This window comes from Waltera acetigignens (assembly GCF_025567015.1).
Lineage (GTDB): Bacteria > Bacillota > Clostridia > Lachnospirales > Lachnospiraceae > Acetatifactor > Acetatifactor acetigignens.
Genome location: NZ_JAOQJO010000002.1, coordinates 321,538 through 337,783, shown reverse-complemented (window position 1 = coordinate 337,783; position 16,246 = coordinate 321,538). Strand labels below are relative to the sequence as shown.

Below are 16,246 nucleotides of genomic sequence, written 5' to 3'. Positions count from 1 at the left end.
CAGGCAATGACTAAATAAAACTTTCCCTTATTTCCCTTACGATTATCTCATAAGGGCAAAAATAAGGGAAAATACATATCGTTTCGCTAATGCACAGGCTGGAAAGCCTGTAAAATAGGGAAAGTTAGAAATATATTTCGGCAAACTGGAAGTTATCGAAGAGCATCCATTAATTGCAACAAGCTACTACGGATACTTTCTCCAGCTCCACCAATAGCCTGCGCTATAATGATTGCGGCAACTATAATTGCCACTGCGACAATAATTTTTCCAATCAAATATTGATATTCTTTCATTTTGATTACCTCCATCTACAAGTATCGATTTTCTCAATTCTCAAAACAGGAAGTTGTCAGTCCTTCTTGTTCTTTTCAATAGCATTAATAGTGCAAGCAAAACCTGTAATCATTGAAAGTAGTATTGCTCCACCCATTGCTTCGTTCATTCCAGCACCAAAGAAAAAACCGACCAACGCTGCAATTACCATAAGAATGATTGAAATGATTACTCTCATAATATATACCTCCATAAATAAGAATTTAAGGTTCTCTCTTATTTTCAAAATAAGCTTCAATCTTTTTATCTACAACAATTCCTACAGGTATCAAAACCAATAAAATAATTACCATTATTATCAATGTAAAAACCATCGCCCCATCAAAACATTTATCAGCAATAAGTTATTTTTCTTCTATAGATTCTGTTGCATTAGTTTTATATTTCTCTTCACATGCTTTTAAGTAATCAAAGCATAATCCACCATCACATCTATAGAAAAATGGATCTTTACAAATTGTATTATCACTATTGAGAATAAATACAGGTATGATATCTTTATCGTTGCTGTTTATATAACTAATTTTAAAACTGTATCCTGTTCTTCCAAGTGAAATGCCATCTCTTTTCATTGAAATACCTTGAATATTCGCCACTATATATTCGATATCTTCTGAATCGGTGATAGTAAAACCAGTTCCTGTATTTCCATCGAACACATTTATATGGTCTACCTCAGAAGGATTTACATTCTTACCGAATTTCTTTGGCATGAAATAGTAACCTACTGTTCCTACCAATAACACAGCAATTAAAATAACCAGAATACGCAGTTCCTTTTTCATACACTCTTTACCTCCACAAATATCGATTTTGTATAACAGTAGTCTAACACATGTTGATAAAAAGCACTACAGCCAAACTAATGTCTGTGATTTGCTTTCCATAAAATGTTCCTTTCAAAAATAAATTATATTTTCTATATTGAGGTGTTGAAAAAATGGTTCATAGACATTACCTAAGATGTGTATTCATTGCCTTAAATGTACAACTACATGAAGTATAGACATTATAATATTTATAGACACAAGAACAAAATAATAACTTAACGTTTCTAAAAATATAAAAAGGCTCTCCAGATTATCTGAAAAGCCTCTTAGGATTGTATTTGAATTTGGACTACTTGATTTTCTAACTGCATACGCAATTCGTGAAATGCATAATTATACTGTCTTGATATTAGACACACAAAGGTAAATAGGGACAAATATAATAAGTTATGATGATATTGAAATAGAAACAGGTAAAAAATATATTTTACCTACAATAGCTAAAACCAGGAGGGGAATATGTTATTATCATATCATGAATGTCTGGAAAAATATGGTACAGATTATCAAATTAAAAAAACATACAGGAAGGTCATCTATTTATAACAGAAAAGGGTCTCTATTCAGAGGATAGGTATGTGCCGGAATTAGAGATCATCATGAAAAAATATCCGAATGCAATACTGACACTTAACAGCGCATTTTATTATTATGGACTGACCGACACCATACCGGATCATTATTATGTCGCAACGCCCAAAAGTAATAGAAAAATTGAAGATGTACGGGTGAAGCAGATTTATGAGAACAGTAATGCTTTTGAAATGGGGAAGACAACGATAGAGTATGATGGAGTGGATATAACAATTTATAATGAAGAGAGACTGCTGATTGAATTAATACGTAATAAGCGCAAATTTTCTTTTGATCTATACAAAGAAATAATAAGTAACTATAGAAAGCTGATCCATAAAATGGACATGACACAAATTATGGAATATGCATATGAACTGCCAAAGACAAACATGGTGATGGAAACCATCAGATTGGAGATTTTATAAATGATTTCTATACGAAAGCAGATTGAGCAGGAAGAATATTGTTTTGATATCGCATATGATGAAGGAGCCAGTCTGCTGATTAATTCTAATGAGCAAATGTTAAGTGAAAAGCTATGGTCTTTATTAAAATTCGGAACATTTTCCGCAAGATTTAAGGATATATACGAATTATGTTTCACTGTGTAACACCGTGCTGTCTCGTTGAATCAAATGTGGCAAGGCGGTATAGGTCTGGATCAGCATCTCCGGGTTCTGTATCTTTTTCAGCAGAGATGCTCCGGCACGGGTGCCAAGACTGTACATATCAATATCCACGACAGTCAGAGATGGTGTGATCAGAGGTGCATAAGGGTAATTGTCGAAGGAGACAATAGAAATGTCCTCCGGAATGCGCAGGCGGAACTGACGGATTGCCTGGATGACGCCGACGGCGATAAGGCTGTTAAAGCACAGAATGCTGTCGGGAGGTTCCGGTAGTCGCAGAAGCTCCGTGGTATGTTGGATGATCTCTTCCAGATTGGAAGAAGTAGGGATGACATAAGCATCTCGGGGTGAGAGATTGTTGCGCTCGAGAGACAGCCGATATCCCAGGAAACGATCTCTGTAAATATTGTCTTTGTCAGAACCGCCGACGAAGGCAATTTTTTTATGCCCGAGAGAGACCAGGTGAGTGATTGCCAGATTAGAAGACAGAGAATGATTGGTGTCAATCCAGGACAGCATGGAGTCGAAAGAGGGTTTTCCGATACAGATATGCGGGAAATCGGTGGCTAATAGTACTTTCTCAATTGCAGGAGTTACGTAATAACCGTTGATCAGAATGCCATCTGCTTTTTTAGATTGTATGGCGTTGATGATCTGCTCTTCAGATTTTTCTTTGGAACGATCCAGATCCAATAAGCCGAGAAAATATCCTTTTTTGCGTAATTCATGGGACGAACCGGAGATAATGTCGAACATATGGGGATTCTCGTAGGGGCGTCCCTTGTAAAAACTGTCAGCATAGAGGACAGTTGTGCTGCTTTTTTTAACCAGGGATACTGCGGAAGAATTGGGAATGTAATTCAATTCGGCTACGGCATCCTGGATTCGCTTATAAGTGGAAGAAGAGACATGCATCTGATTGCTCAGTACTCGGCTGACTGTGGAAATAGATACATTGGCTTTTTTGGCTACATCCTTGATTGTTGCTGCCATCTGAGATCCTCCATTGGTAAAACGTTTGCGTAAATTGTGCATTTTTTATGGGCTGTTTCGTTGCTATTTCGCAGGCGGTCTGCTATTTTTAGTATATCGAATTCGCAAAGAAGATTCAATATTTTTTAAACATAGCGCTGTGTTTTATAAAAGTAGAAAAACGTTTTATCAAAAGGAGGAAGCTATGAAGAAAAAAATTGCAATGTTGCTAAGTTCACTTTTAGTAGTATCCATGTTAAGCGGATGCGGATCAGAGGCAACCGTAAATACAGAAAGTAATGTAACCACGACAACGGAAAATCAGAATACGCAGACGACAGAGCCGGTGAATATTACCGTATGGCATTGTGCGGATGCCACTATTGCCGATACGTTACAGAAGCAGGTCGATGCACTGGCACCGGAGATTGTAGTCACTTTTGAAAGAAAAGAAAATATGTCGGATGCCTTAAAATTAGTGGGTGACGATCAGGAAAGTGCGCCGGATATGTTTATGTGGGCACATGATAAAGTAGGTACCTTTGCACAGATGGGAATCCTGTCTCCGATTACCGATGTGTTGACGGAGGATGATCTGGCGGATTTCCTTCCTATGACGTTAAGCGCCGGGGAGTATCAGGGAGACAAATATCAATTACCGTTGTACTATGAAGCATTGCTGTTTCTGTACAATAAGGATCTGATGGAGACTGCACCGGCGACCACGGATGAATTGTTGGAACTTATGAAGAATGAGACCACGGCAGATCAGTATGTATTTGTCGAGCAGCATTCCACTTCCTATAATGCAGCAGCCTGGATCCAGGGCTTTGGCGGTTATCTGATCAATGAGAACAGAGAGCCGGGATTGAATCTGCCCCAGACGGTAGAAGCTATGGAATATCATAAGCAGTTTGTGTCATATATGCCGGCAGATGGTGAGTACAATACCGTGACAACTCTGTTTACGGAAGGAAAAGCAGCAAGTACTATCGGAGGTCCCTGGCTGGTACCGGGTATCAAAGAAGCCGGTATTGACTTGGGAATTGCGCCGATGCCGGTCCTGCCGAACGGCACATCTCTGACACCTTTTTCCGGAGTACAGGGCGTTCATGTACTGAAGCATGCAGCAGAGACGAAAAAGGAGGCGTTGGCAGAAGTGTTGAAGGTACTTGGATCCAAGGAGACCGGTGTGGCACTGGCAAATGCCGCAAGCTGTGCACCTGCCAACAGTAAAGCTTATGAAGATGCATCTGTGTCAGAGGACCAAATGATCATGGCACTGAAGACTATGGCAAACAATGTAGTACCTATGCCCAACATTCCGGAAATGGATGTGATGTGGTCAGTGACAGATGACCTGCTGGCAGCAGTGAATAAGCGTGGAGAGGATGTGCAGACGGCATGCGATGCACATCAGAAGGAAGCTTTGGAACAGATTTCTGCAATGCAGTAATTTGCAGATGTAATGACAGGTAAGGAGTGAAAGCAGGATGAAACGAGGAAAGAAGAAAGCATGGTTCTACAGTATGCCGTTTCTGATCATTGTAGGGTTGATGATTGTCGTGCCCTTATTGTATACCGTAGAAATATCCTTTACCAATATGAGTATTTATCATTGGAAGGATTATCATTGTGTTGGACTGGACAATTATAAAAAGGCATTGCTGGCTTTTGATTCTGGATTTCTTCCTGCTTTTTTACGGACTCTATTATGGACTGTATCCAGTATGGCATTACAGTTGATCTTTGGCTTTTTCGTTGCCGTTGGGCTGAATGCGAAGGGATTAAAACTGAGAAGGGTCTACAAGACTCTGCTGATCGTGCCCTGGGCGATGCCGGCATATGTATCAATTCTGTTATGGCGCATGGGAATTTTTAATACGGAATTCGGACTGTTTAATCAGATACTGAAACAGATTGGAGGCAAAACGGTAAATTTTCTGTCCACAAACGGTATGGCATTTATCAGTTGTCTGGTGGTGAACCTGTGGCTGGGAGTTCCGTATATGTTCACGATGATGGACGGTGCCATGCAGAGTATTGACCGGAATATCTATGAAAGTGCGGAATTAGATGGTGCGGGATTTTGGAAAAAACATTTCTATGTGACCATTCCACAGATTCTTCCCATTCTGATGCCGGTGATCATTATGGCTACATTCACGGCGTTTAAGCAGTTTGACATTGTGTATCTGATGACGATGCAGACCGGTTCGAAGACTGGTGCAGATATTAATACGGTAATCACCTATGTATATGAAAAAGCGTTTATTACCAGCAACTATGGATATTCATCCGCTGTGGCGTTTATTGTATTTGTGATTATACTGGTGCTTTACAAGACCATGAACCGAAGAGAGTTTTCAATCTCGGAACAGTGAGGGGAATATGACAGGGAAAAAAATTAAAGAAAAAGTAAAGCTGATATTGCTGAATATAGGATTCATTTTACTTTCTTTCCTGACACTGATTCCTATCCTGTATGCATTCAGTATATCTATCAGTGGGAGTAACAGTATTATTTCCACAGAATTTCATATTTTGCCGAAGACAATCACTATGGATAACTATATTACGATCCTGACGGAGAGACCTTTTGGGAGATGGTTTGTGAACAGTCTTCTGCTAAGCGCACTGACCGTTCTGCTAACTATGCTGGTGGCTGTGCCGGCTGCGTATGTATTTTCCAGAATGCGGTTTGCCGGACGAAAGAGGACTTTATATATTTTACTGGTGTTAAATGCGTTCCCGGCAATTCTCTCCATGTTTGCAATTTATCGGATTATCAAGACTCTGAATCTGTTGAATTCTTATATGGGATTGGTATTTATCTATGCGGGAAGTATGGCGATTTTTGTTTTCTGGAATATGAAGGGATATTTTGACAGTATTCCTGAGGCTATCGAGGATGCAGCGAGAATTGATGGTGTGAATGACAGACAATTGATCACGAAGATCGTCATGCCGCTGGCAAGGCCAAGCATCATCATCTCTTCTGTTCTGGTGGTGATCTATGTGTGGAATGAATATATTTTCAGCACAGTCTTTTTGTCAGGCGCGGAGAAAAATACACTGGCGGTAGCGCTGTATTCTCTGCAGGCTACGGACTATACGCGTAACTGGCCGCTTTTTTCGGCAGCGGCAATTCTGACAACACTTCCTGTATTGATTTTGTTTTTCCTGGTGCAGAAATACATGGTATCGGGACTGTCTTCGGGAGGTGTCAAAGGTTAAAAGCAGGAGGAACTTATGATTTTACAAGAAGCAATTTTACATATACCGCTGTCGCAGTATGCATTTGCGAACAGTGAGAGGAATCTTACAATTCGTATCCGGGTGGCGAAGGATAATTTGACAGATTGTGTTCTGTGGTACGGAGACCGCGTACAACCCGGTGATCCTATTGTGTTTACGGCAGTGTACATGAAGAAGATACTGTCGGATATGCATTTTGACTATTATGATGCAACTTTTGAGACTCCGTATGACAGGGTATGCTACTATTTTGAATTGAAAGACCCGGAAGAGACGAGGTTCTATTATGCAGATATCTGCGCAAAATATCTTCCGGTAGAGAGAAGCGAATTTTACCAGTATCCGTTTATCCGCAGAGAAGAGATTTGTGAGGAACCGAAGTGGTTCCGGGAGGCAATCGTTTACAATATTTTCCCGGACAGCTTTGCCAGCGGACACCGCGAGATCGTAGGACAGGGAAAAGAGATGGAATGGCAGAACGGCATCCGGTTGAAAAGCCGTCTGGGCGGAACCATACAGGGGATCCGGGAGAATCTGGATTATATTCAGAAGCTGGGATTCAACTGTATCTACCTGAACCCGGTATTCACGGCGGGAGAGTATCATAAATACGACCTGCTAGACTATTTTCATGTGTCCCCCAATATGGGAACGGACGAAGAGTTCCGGGAATTGGTGCAGGATATTCACAACAGAGGAATGCACATTGTCATTGACGGTGTGTTCAACCATTGCAGCTGGTATTTCCCGCAGTTTAGCGATGTGGTGGAAAAAGGAGAAAGCTCCGAATATGCCAACTGGTTTTATCGGCTGCAGTTTCCGGTTATACGCCCGGCAACGGAAGAAGAAAAGCCGACATACAGTTGTTTCGCTTATGAGCGGAAGATGCCGAAGCTGAATTCTTCTAATCCGGAGGAAAGAGCTTATTTTATGGAAGTATGCCGTTATTGGATTCGGGAATTTAAGGTGGATGGCTGGCGTCTGGATGTGGCAAATGAAGTGGATCGGGGATTTTGGAGAGATTTCCATAGGGCTGCTCATGAGGAAAATCCGGAGAGTGTTATGATAGGGGAGATATGGGAGAGCTCGGAGACCTGGCTGAACGGAGACATGTTTGATTCCACCATGAATTATGATTTCCGGAAGAACTGTCGTGATTTCTTTGCCCTTCGGAAAATTTCCGCAGAGGAATTTCATGATCGTATCGTGAAGATGCTACTGCGATATCGTACCGGAACGCTGCGTGGGCAGTTAAACCTATTAGACAGCCATGATGTCAACCGGTTCCTGTCGTACTGCGAGGGGGACCTGCGAAGATTCCGGCTAGCAGAGGTGTTCCTGTTTACCTCTCCCGGAATCCCCTGCGTATTCTATGGGGATGAACTGGGAATGGACGGAAGTAGCGAGACAACACTGCGGGGGCCCATGCCCTGGGAAAAGGTGCAGGATGAAGAGGATGATTTCTTTTCCCGGCTGATTGCTATTCGTAAAGAACATGAGGAGCTGACCTATGGAGATTACACTCTGCGATATATGGATCATGACGGAGGATATATCTATCAGAGAACCTGGGGAGATCACAAGATTACAGTCTGTCTCAATAATGGCAGTACAACGATTGATCTGCGGGAGTATTTGGGAAAGGGCAGCGTGCTTTTGAGTGAATCCTATGAAGCCGGAAAGCTTGGAAGTATGGGATATGCGATTATAGAAGAAAAATAGAACAATAATAAGAGACCGGATGGTGAGCGATTGCTGTCCGGTTTTTTCGACTACATTTTACACAGAGTGTTGCTGGTTTTCGGTCGTGTTTTCCCGCAGAATATGGTAAAATAAATAGCAAAGAGACATTTGCGACAAATAAAAAATGGACATTCATAAAGAGAAAACGGATATTCAGAAGGTAAAGGTGGACATTCAAATATAAATGTAAACATAGGAAAGGCAGGGCGAGGTTATGAAGGATTATGATGTGATCATTATCGGCGCCGGAGTCAGTGGCTGCGCCATTGCCAGGGAACTGGCGAAGGGAAAGCTAAGGATCGCTGTACTGGAGGCGAAAAGTGATGTCTGCGAAGGTACTTCCAAAGCCAACAGCGGTATCGTGCATGCGGGGTATGATGCAGTACCGGGAACTCTCAAGGCACAGTTAAACGTCCGGGGCAATGAAATGATGGAGGAACTGTCGAAGAAGCTGGACTTCCCGTTCCGCAGGAACGGATCCCTGGTGTTATGCTTTGAAGAAGATGCCATGTCCGGTCTGGAAGAACTGTATCAGCGAGGCATGGAGAACGGGGTAAAAGAATTGAAGCTTTTGTCCCCGGAGGAAGTCTGGGCAATGGAGCCGGCGGTGTCCCGTGACATCGTAGGAGCCCTGTATGCCCCCACCGGTGGTATCGTCTGTCCCTTCGGACTGAATATTGCGCTGGCAGAAAATGCGGCGGAAAACGGCGTAGAGTTCTATCGTGACCACAAGGTGACAGCTATCGTGGAACAGAGACCGGTATGGACCGAGAACCCACCTGCGAAGGAAGGACGGATGTATCAGGTGCAGGTGGATGGTGAGATATTCGTGGCACCCATCGTCATCAATGCGGCAGGTGTCTATGCGGATGAAATTCACAATATGATCTGTGAGGAGAAGATCCGCATCGTGCCTCGCAGAGGCGAGTATCGTCTGATGGACAAAAATTGTGGCGATCTGGTAAATTCCACTATTTTCCAACAGCCCTCTAAAATGGGTAAAGGTATCCTTGTAACTCCTACTGTCCATGGCAATCTGCTGGTAGGTCCGACAGCGGAGGATATTCCGGATAAGCAGGATGTGGACACCACGGCAGAAGGACTGACGAAGGTTCTGAATCTGGGAAGTAACAGTGTGGATGCGCTGGACGGCAGACAGACCATCACCTCTTTTGCCGGACTGCGAGCTCATCTGGTACATGAAGAACCTGCGGAAAAATCGGATTTTCTCATTGGCGAGGCAGAAGGACATCCTGGCTTTATTGATGTGGCAGGTATTGAATCTCCGGGACTCACCAGTGCACCGGCTATTGGCGAGTATGTGGCACGGATTGTTAAAAATATTTATCCCGCAGAACGTAAGACGGATTTTATTGACAGCAGAAAAGGAATCCCCAGCATGGCACTTGCCACGGAAGAGGAGAGAGAAGCACTGATCCGGGAAAATCCCGCGTTTGCCAATGTGATCTGCCGTTGTGAACTGGTGACGGAGGGAGAGATCTTGGAAGCCATTCACCGTCCGGTGGGAGCGACGACATTAGATGGTGTCAAACGCCGCACCAGAGCCGGAATGGGCAGATGCCAGGCAGGCTTCTGTTCCCCGAAGACGTTGGAAATCCTGTCGAGAGAACTGCATCTCGATCTGGCACAGATCACTAAGGAAGGAACCGGCTCAGAGATTCTGACCGGTAAAAATAAAGACACCGCACCCGGAGAGGGCGGAACATGGAAGAGGACACAGGCGCCTGTCGGAAAGGAGGCACTCCATGAGTAAACGCACAGAAGATATCGTCATCATCGGAGGAGGTCCTGCGGGACTGGCGGCAGCGCTGTCTGCGAGAAAGGCCGGCTGTGAAAAAGTGCTGATCTTAGAGCGTGACAGAGAACTGGGAGGCATTCTGAACCAGTGTATCCACAACGGTTTCGGACTGCATACTTTTAAAGAGGAGCTGACCGGACCGGAATATGCGGAACGTTATATTGACATGGCAGAAGAAGCAAAAATCCCTTATCTGCTGAATACCATGGTAACAAATATTTCCCTGCGCTCCGATGGACGCAAGAAAGTCACCGCCATGAACAAAGAGGACGGTCTGTTGGAGATCGAGACAGAGACCGTGATCCTGGCGATGGGCTGCAGAGAGCGTTCCCGTGGTGCGTTAAATATCCCCGGCAGCAGACCGGCAGGCATCTACAGCGCCGGAACGGCACAGTATTATGTAAATATCAGAGGGCGGATGCCCGGTAAATGTGTGGTGATCCTTGGTTCCGGAGACATCGGACTTATCATGGCGAGACGTATGGTGCTGGAAGGTGCCAAAGTACAGTGCGTGGCAGAGCTTCGCCCCCAAAGCGGCGGACTGAAGCGTAACATTGTCCAGTGCCTGGATGATTTTAATATTCCACTGTATCTGAATACTACGGTAGCAAAGATCCACGGCAAAGACCGTGTAGAGGGTGTGACCTTTACGAAAGTGGATGATAATGGAAAACCGATTCCCGGTTCCGAATGGGATGTTCCCTGTGATACTCTGTTGTTATCCTGCGGGCTGATCCCGGAGAACGAACTGACCAGAGGCTTAGGAGCAGATATGGACGGCAAGACCGGAGGACCGGTAGTGGGAGAGAATCTGGAGTGCAGTATCCCCGGAGTCTTCGCCTGCGGCAATGTGCTCCACGTCCATGAACTGGTAGACCATGTATCCGCAGAAGCGGAAAAGGCGGGAAACTACGCTGTAGAATATATTCGGCAGAAAAGAGGGTGAGACGATGGCAGAGAAGAACACAACACAAAGAGAACTGACCTGTATCTGCTGCCCGGTGGGGTGTGCTCTGACTGTGACCATAGAAGGTGACAATAGTGTCACAGTGACCGGCAACCGGTGCCCCAGAGGGGCGGCTTACGGAGAAAAAGAAGTCACGAATCCTACCCGGATCGTCACCTCCACCGTGCGTGTGGAAGGGTATCCGGACACAGTAGTATCCGTGAAGACGGCTTCCGATATTCCCAAAGGCAGGATCGATGACTGCATGAAAGCCCTGGCAGATGTCACTGTGGCTGCACCCATTCATGTAGGAGATGTCATTGTGGAAAACGTAGCTGACACGGGTGTCAATATAGTGGCAACCCGGTCGTTTCGTGGGTGACAGAGGACAGAACTATTGAGAATAGAGCATATTTGGGGCAATGGACACAATATATTCCAATGACACGATTGGGATATGCTATGGGCAGAGCCTGGAACGAACAACGGGAGGTTACATAACACAATGGGAGATACACATAACACACAGAAAAAGACATACATCATGGCACTGGATCAGGGAACCACGAGTTCCCGCTGTATCCTGTTTGATAAACAGGGAAATATCTGTTCCATGGCACAAAAAGAATTCACACAGATCTATCCCCAGCCAGGCTGGGTAGAGCATAACCCTATGGAAATCTGGTCCTCCCAGCTGGGAGTGGCCATTGAAAGTATGGCGGTGCTGGGTATCACCGATGACCAGATCGAGGCCATCGGCATCACGAATCAGCGTGAGACTACGATTCTCTGGGATAAAAATACCGGGGAACCGGTATACAATGCCATTGTATGGCAGTGCCGCCGGACCTCCGATATGATCGAGGAATTGAAAAAAGACGGTTTTGACAAAATCATCCGGAAGAAGACCGGCTTGATCCCGGATGCTTATTTCAGTGCTTCCAAGATTGCCTGGATCCTGAATAATGTACCCGGTGTCAGAGAACGGGCAGAGCGGGGAGAATTGCTTTTCGGTACGGTAGATACCTGGCTGATCTGGAATCTGACCAAGGGTGCCGTACATGTAACGGATTATACCAATGCTTCCCGGACCATGCTTTTCGATATTCATAATCTCTGCTGGGATCAGGAGATCCTGAAGCGCTTCAATATCCCGGAGAGTCTGCTGCCCAGGGTATGTTGTTCCAGCGAAATCTACGGCAGGACCGATGCTTCTGTACTGGGCGGTGAGATTCCCATTGCCGGTGCGGCGGGAGACCAGCAGGCAGCGTTGTTCGGACAATGCTGTTTTGAACAGGGAGAAGTGAAAAATACTTACGGGACCGGCTGCTTCTTATTAATGAACACCGGACACGAAGCCATTACCTCCCAGTCGGGGCTGTTGACTACTATTGCTGCCAGCACAAGCAAGAACGTAGAATATGCCCTGGAGGGCAGTGTGTTCGTAGCCGGTGCCGGGATCCAGTGGCTTCGTGACAGTATGCGTATGCTCAAGACCTCTGCACAGTCCCAGGAGTATGCAGAGCATGTGCCGGATACCGCAGGGGTCTATATTGTTCCGGCATTTGCGGGCATGGGAGCCCCCTACTGGGATCAGTATGCCAGAGGAACCATCGTCGGCATTACCAGAGGCTGTACCAAGGAACATTTCATCCGGGCCACGCTGGAATCCATCGCATACCAGACGGCAGATGTGCTGGAAGCCATGGAGAAGGACAGCGGCATTGATTTAAAGAGCCTGAAAGTAGACGGCGGCGCCAGTGCCAATGATTTCCTCATGCAGTTTCAGGCAGATATCGTCAACACCCAGGTACGCCGTCCGGCATGTATCGAGACGACTGCTCTGGGAGCGGCTTATCTGGCAGGACTTGCGGTAGGCTATTGGAAGAATCGTGATGAGATCCGTGAGAACTGGCAGATCGGAGCATCCTTTGCACCGGAAATGGATGAAGAAGACTGCAAGAAACTGTTAAAGGGCTGGCATCGTGCGGTGAAATGTGCTCTTGCATGGGCAGAGGATGAAATCTAAATAAAACCTTAATTTTTTACGGGTGACGTGTATTTTTGGCGGAGCAATCTTGTAAAGTGACAAAGTACTGTGGTATGATAACTATTTAGAATACCATGGCTGTTTATGATGGCATCTGACAGGGGATGATCAATGACAGCTTGGGGATTCCGGAAAGGAATCGGCATGGATTTAAAGGGTTTACCACAGACCGTTCAAAATTTCATAGAGGAAACCATCCAAAACCGGGAAAACGGTAAATTTCCGGACAACGAGACCTGTCAGAAAGTGATGGAATATGCAGCAGACACCGGCTCACAGAAGCTGGCCGGCCTGGGGCTTTATTATCTTGCAGAATATTATTGGCAGAACGACCAGTATGAAAACACCTTGCAATGTCTGACAGAGAGTATCGGTTATCTGAAAAATGAGCAGATGTATGAACTGCTGGCCAGAACCTATAATATGATGGGAGCGGTGTCCGATCGGAAGAATAACCGGATGGTGGCCTTAAGTTCCTATTATAACTGCCTTCAATATGCAGAAAAATACCATTTTTATTATATCCAGGGCATGGCGGAGAGTAATATTGCCTATACCCTGGTCAGGATGCGCCTGCGGCAGGAGGCGATACAGCATTACCGTACAGCAATCGACTCCTATAGTAAGTCAGAGAAAACATATCAGCTGAATTATAACAGGATCAACTGTATGATCGAATGTGGCTGCTGTCACATGTATATGGGAGAAATGGAAGAGGCTTTACGGCTTTGGAATCAAATAGAACAGATCATCAGAGAGGCACCGGAAAGCTATTATTCGAAAATAACATTAGAAATGTATCGTATTTCCTGCGAATTATTACAAGGGCATGAGGAAGAGGCTTTAAAGCTTGCAGCAGATCTTCTGGAGCAATTGTCAGACCGGGATGTTTTTGAAGAGATCATGGATGAACTGGTGATCCTGGCGGGAATCCTGGCAATCCTGCCTGATGGAAAATATCTGCAAGAATTGATCCGGATCATTGATGAAAAGCATATCGAAGAGCATTATAATATTTTCCTGGATCTGTATCCTTTCAAGAGTGAACTTCTGCAGAAGAAGGGTCTCACCTGGGAATACATAGATTATACCCGCCAGTATTTTGATATTTATGAGAAATACCAACAGGAAAACAGAGAAGCGCTGATCAATGTCATAGAATTGCAGAACCGGCTGAAAAACGTTACGTTGGACTGGACGAACATGAAAGCTTCCAACCGGGAGCTGGAAAGTCTGGCTATGCATGATGAGCTGACGGGACTGGCAAACCGGACCTTTTTACATGAACACTTTACGAGCAGTTTTGAACATGCCTATGAGGAACATGAGCTCATGGGAGTAGAACTCATGGATATTGATTTCTTCAAGGAATACAACGATCATTACGGACATCTGGCCGGAGATCAGTGCCTGAAAGCGATTGCCGGAGTTCTGCGGAAACAGCAGGTTCCGGGTAAGATTTTCTGTGCCAGATACGGTGGGGATGAATTTATGATCCTCTATACAGGAATGACGGTGGAGAAGATACGAAGAGTGGCGGAAGATATTTTGAGGAAGGTCCGCAAATTGAAACTTCCCCATGAATGCAGTAATTGCAGCAACTATGTATCGGTAAGCCAGGGAGTATTTGTGCGGATTCCGGTGGGCAATAACAAGGAATGGGATTTCACATCAAGAGCGGATGATCTTCTCTATAAGGCCAAAAGCTGTGGAAGAAACAGTATCTGTCTGTCCACGGAAAGGTTCGGAGATAAGTTTATAGAGATCAAATAAACAGCGCAGAATCAAATTTGAAATTTGATTTGCGATTCCTCCGACGAAAGGAATCGTCTGCGGAAAGGAGATTAGTATGTTAGTTCAGAAATATAAAGACATGCTGTCCGGAAAATCAGTGATCCGGCAGCTTTCGGAATTTGCTACGGCAAGGGGACAGGAAATCGGATACGAGAATGTATTTGATTACAGCCTGGGGAATCCTTCCGTTCCGGTTCCCAGAGAATTTACTGACCGCATGATCCATATGCTGGCAACGAAGGAACCGCTGGAACTGCACGGCTACAGTCCCAGCCTCGGTATTACAAGTGTCAGGGAGGCAATTGCGGAGAACCTGGAGAAGAGGTTTGGGCTGCCTTATCGTAAGGAGCACATTTTCATGGCATCCGGGGCGGCAGGAGCGCTGGCACATGCTTTTCGTCTGGTGACGGAGCCGGGAGATGAGATCCTGACTTTTGCACCGTTTTTTCCGGAATATCATCCTTATGTGGATCTCACCGGAGCGGTACTGAAGGTGGTTCCCCCCAATCTGGAGAACTTCCAGATCAACTTCGAGGCGTTTGAGGAGATGCTGACGGAGAAGGTCAAGGCAGTACTGATCAACACTCCCAACAACCCCTCCGGTGTGGTATATTCCACCCCGACATTGCAGAGACTGGCAGATATCCTGAGCGAAAAGTCCAAGGAATACGGTCATATTATTTATCTGATCTCTGATGAACCTTATCGTGAGATCGTGTTTGAAGGTGTAGACAGTCCCTGCGTATCCTATTTTTATGACAATACTATCATGTGCTATTCTTTCTCCAAATCTCTGTCTCTGCCGGGAGAACGTATCGGTTATGTGGCAGTGAACCCGGCATGTGAGGATGCGGAGACCATGATCAATATGTGCGGACAGATCTCCCGAGGTATCGGACATAACTGTCCGCCTTCCATTATCCAGCTGGCAGTGGCACAGGTACTGGATAAGACAGCGGATCTATCGGTGTATGAGACGAATATGAATATCCTGTATAAAGAACTGACCGAGCTGGGATTCACCTGCGTGAAGCCCGGCGGAACCTTCTACATTTTCCCGAAAGCGTTGGAAGAGGATGCCAAGGTATTCAGCCAGAAAGCATTGAAATATGATCTCGTTCTGGTACCGGGTGATAGCTTTGGTGCACCGGGATATTTCCGCATGGCCTACTGTGTGGACACCGAAAAAGTGGAGAGATCCCTGGAAGCGTTGCGGAAGTTTGTGAAGACGGAGTATGCAACTATCTAGAGTCACGCAGCATATCGAAAGCGAATCGTGCTTGCACGAATGAG

Annotated in this window: 14 protein-coding genes and 1 pseudogene; 11 read left to right on the top strand and 4 right to left on the bottom strand. The window is 45.2% G+C overall.

From position 1 onward, the window contains the following. Positions 1-152: 152 nt before the first annotated feature. From OCV96_RS04120 to OCV96_RS04110, 3 genes are all read right to left on the bottom strand, one after another. Positions 153-296, bottom strand: coding sequence for a hypothetical protein (locus OCV96_RS04120; protein WP_262593616.1), 144 nt, complete (start codon positions 294-296; stop codon positions 153-155). A gap of 56 nt (positions 297-352) precedes the next feature. Then, entirely contained in the window at positions 353-514 is a 162-nt protein-coding gene (locus OCV96_RS04115) for a hypothetical protein (protein ID WP_015554547.1), read from the bottom strand. Positions 515-680: 166 nt separating this feature from the next. Continuing rightward, positions 681-1,121 (bottom strand): hypothetical protein, encoded by a 441-nt coding sequence (locus OCV96_RS04110; protein WP_117465994.1) that lies wholly within the window; start codon positions 1,119-1,121, stop codon positions 681-683. 623 nt (positions 1,122-1,744) lie between these two features. Between OCV96_RS04110 and OCV96_RS04105 the strand changes: the two genes are divergently transcribed. Then, positions 1,745-2,167 (top strand): type IV toxin-antitoxin system AbiEi family antitoxin domain-containing protein, encoded by a 423-nt coding sequence (locus OCV96_RS04105; protein WP_227062857.1) that lies wholly within the window; start codon positions 1,745-1,747, stop codon positions 2,165-2,167. 168 nt (positions 2,168-2,335) lie between these two features. On the opposite strand, the gene OCV96_RS04100 is transcribed toward OCV96_RS04105, so the two are convergent. After that, the gene (locus tag OCV96_RS04100) at positions 2,336-3,364 is read right to left on the bottom strand and encodes a LacI family DNA-binding transcriptional regulator (protein ID WP_262593613.1); all 1,029 of its coding nucleotides are present in this window, start codon (positions 3,362-3,364) and stop codon (positions 2,336-2,338) included. Positions 3,365-3,548: 184 nt separating this feature from the next. On the opposite strand from OCV96_RS04100, the gene OCV96_RS04095 reads away from it, so the two are divergent. The 10 genes and pseudogenes from OCV96_RS04095 to OCV96_RS04050 all read left to right on the top strand — a co-directional run bounded on the left by OCV96_RS04095 (position 3,549) and on the right by OCV96_RS04050 (position 16,202). Then, the gene (locus tag OCV96_RS04095) at positions 3,549-4,799 is read left to right on the top strand and encodes an extracellular solute-binding protein (protein ID WP_262593611.1); all 1,251 of its coding nucleotides are present in this window, start codon (positions 3,549-3,551) and stop codon (positions 4,797-4,799) included. A gap of 37 nt (positions 4,800-4,836) precedes the next feature. Further along, the gene (locus OCV96_RS04090; protein ID WP_118503177.1) at positions 4,837-5,727 is read left to right on the top strand and encodes a carbohydrate ABC transporter permease; all 891 of its coding nucleotides are present in this window, start codon (positions 4,837-4,839) and stop codon (positions 5,725-5,727) included. A gap of 7 nt (positions 5,728-5,734) precedes the next feature. Next, the gene (locus OCV96_RS04085) at positions 5,735-6,580 is read left to right on the top strand and encodes a sugar ABC transporter permease (RefSeq protein WP_117465990.1); all 846 of its coding nucleotides are present in this window, start codon (positions 5,735-5,737) and stop codon (positions 6,578-6,580) included. 15 nt (positions 6,581-6,595) lie between these two features. After that, positions 6,596-8,323, top strand: a complete 1,728-nt coding sequence (locus tag OCV96_RS04080) for a glycoside hydrolase family 13 protein (RefSeq protein ID WP_118668600.1) — start codon at positions 6,596-6,598, stop codon at positions 8,321-8,323. Between the two features lie 235 nt (positions 8,324-8,558). Then, positions 8,559-10,118: an NAD(P)/FAD-dependent oxidoreductase gene (locus OCV96_RS04075; RefSeq protein WP_118668601.1), complete on the top strand. Its 1,560-nt coding sequence runs from the start codon at positions 8,559-8,561 to the stop codon at positions 10,116-10,118. Beyond that, positions 10,111-11,094 (top strand): annotated as a pseudogene (locus OCV96_RS04070) (NAD(P)/FAD-dependent oxidoreductase); the annotation flags it as partial. The gene OCV96_RS04075 and the pseudogene OCV96_RS04070, both read left to right, overlap by 8 nt. A gap of 19 nt (positions 11,095-11,113) precedes the next feature. Beyond that, a complete protein-coding gene (locus OCV96_RS04065; protein ID WP_117465986.1) occupies positions 11,114-11,491 on the top strand; it encodes a DUF1667 domain-containing protein in 378 nt (125 codons plus the stop codon). A gap of 123 nt (positions 11,492-11,614) precedes the next feature. Further along, complete coding sequence (gene glpK, locus OCV96_RS04060) at positions 11,615-13,138, top strand: glycerol kinase GlpK (RefSeq protein WP_227062851.1); 1,524 nt, start codon at positions 11,615-11,617, stop codon at positions 13,136-13,138. A 165-nt stretch (positions 13,139-13,303) separates the two neighbouring features. Next, the gene (locus OCV96_RS04055; RefSeq protein ID WP_262593606.1) at positions 13,304-14,932 is read left to right on the top strand and encodes a tetratricopeptide repeat-containing diguanylate cyclase; all 1,629 of its coding nucleotides are present in this window, start codon (positions 13,304-13,306) and stop codon (positions 14,930-14,932) included. A 76-nt stretch (positions 14,933-15,008) separates the two neighbouring features. Beyond that, positions 15,009-16,202 carry a pyridoxal phosphate-dependent aminotransferase gene (locus OCV96_RS04050; protein WP_262593604.1) on the top strand — a complete coding sequence of 398 codons (1,194 nt, stop codon included), beginning with the start codon at positions 15,009-15,011 and terminating at the stop codon, positions 16,200-16,202. Positions 16,203-16,246: the final 44 nt, after the last annotated feature.

Coding starts and splice junctions, on each gene's coding strand:
- OCV96_RS04120 (WP_262593616.1), bottom strand. CDS start 296: ATGAAAGAATATCAATATTTGATTGGAAAAATTATTGTCGCAGTGGCA.
- OCV96_RS04115 (WP_015554547.1), bottom strand. CDS start 514: ATGAGAGTAATCATTTCAATCATTCTTATGGTAATTGCAGCGTTGGTC.
- OCV96_RS04110 (WP_117465994.1), bottom strand. CDS start 1,121: ATGAAAAAGGAACTGCGTATTCTGGTTATTTTAATTGCTGTGTTATTG.
- OCV96_RS04100 (WP_262593613.1), bottom strand. CDS start 3,364: ATGGCAGCAACAATCAAGGATGTAGCCAAAAAAGCCAATGTATCTATT.
- OCV96_RS04095 (WP_262593611.1), top strand. CDS start 3,549: ATGAAGAAAAAAATTGCAATGTTGCTAAGTTCACTTTTAGTAGTATCC.
- OCV96_RS04090 (WP_118503177.1), top strand. CDS start 4,837: ATGAAACGAGGAAAGAAGAAAGCATGGTTCTACAGTATGCCGTTTCTG.
- OCV96_RS04085 (WP_117465990.1), top strand. CDS start 5,735: ATGACAGGGAAAAAAATTAAAGAAAAAGTAAAGCTGATATTGCTGAAT.
- OCV96_RS04080 (WP_118668600.1), top strand. CDS start 6,596: ATGATTTTACAAGAAGCAATTTTACATATACCGCTGTCGCAGTATGCA.
- OCV96_RS04075 (WP_118668601.1), top strand. CDS start 8,559: ATGAAGGATTATGATGTGATCATTATCGGCGCCGGAGTCAGTGGCTGC.
- OCV96_RS04065 (WP_117465986.1), top strand. CDS start 11,114: ATGGCAGAGAAGAACACAACACAAAGAGAACTGACCTGTATCTGCTGC.
- glpK (WP_227062851.1), top strand. CDS start 11,615: ATGGGAGATACACATAACACACAGAAAAAGACATACATCATGGCACTG.
- OCV96_RS04055 (WP_262593606.1), top strand. CDS start 13,304: ATGGATTTAAAGGGTTTACCACAGACCGTTCAAAATTTCATAGAGGAA.
- OCV96_RS04050 (WP_262593604.1), top strand. CDS start 15,009: ATGTTAGTTCAGAAATATAAAGACATGCTGTCCGGAAAATCAGTGATC.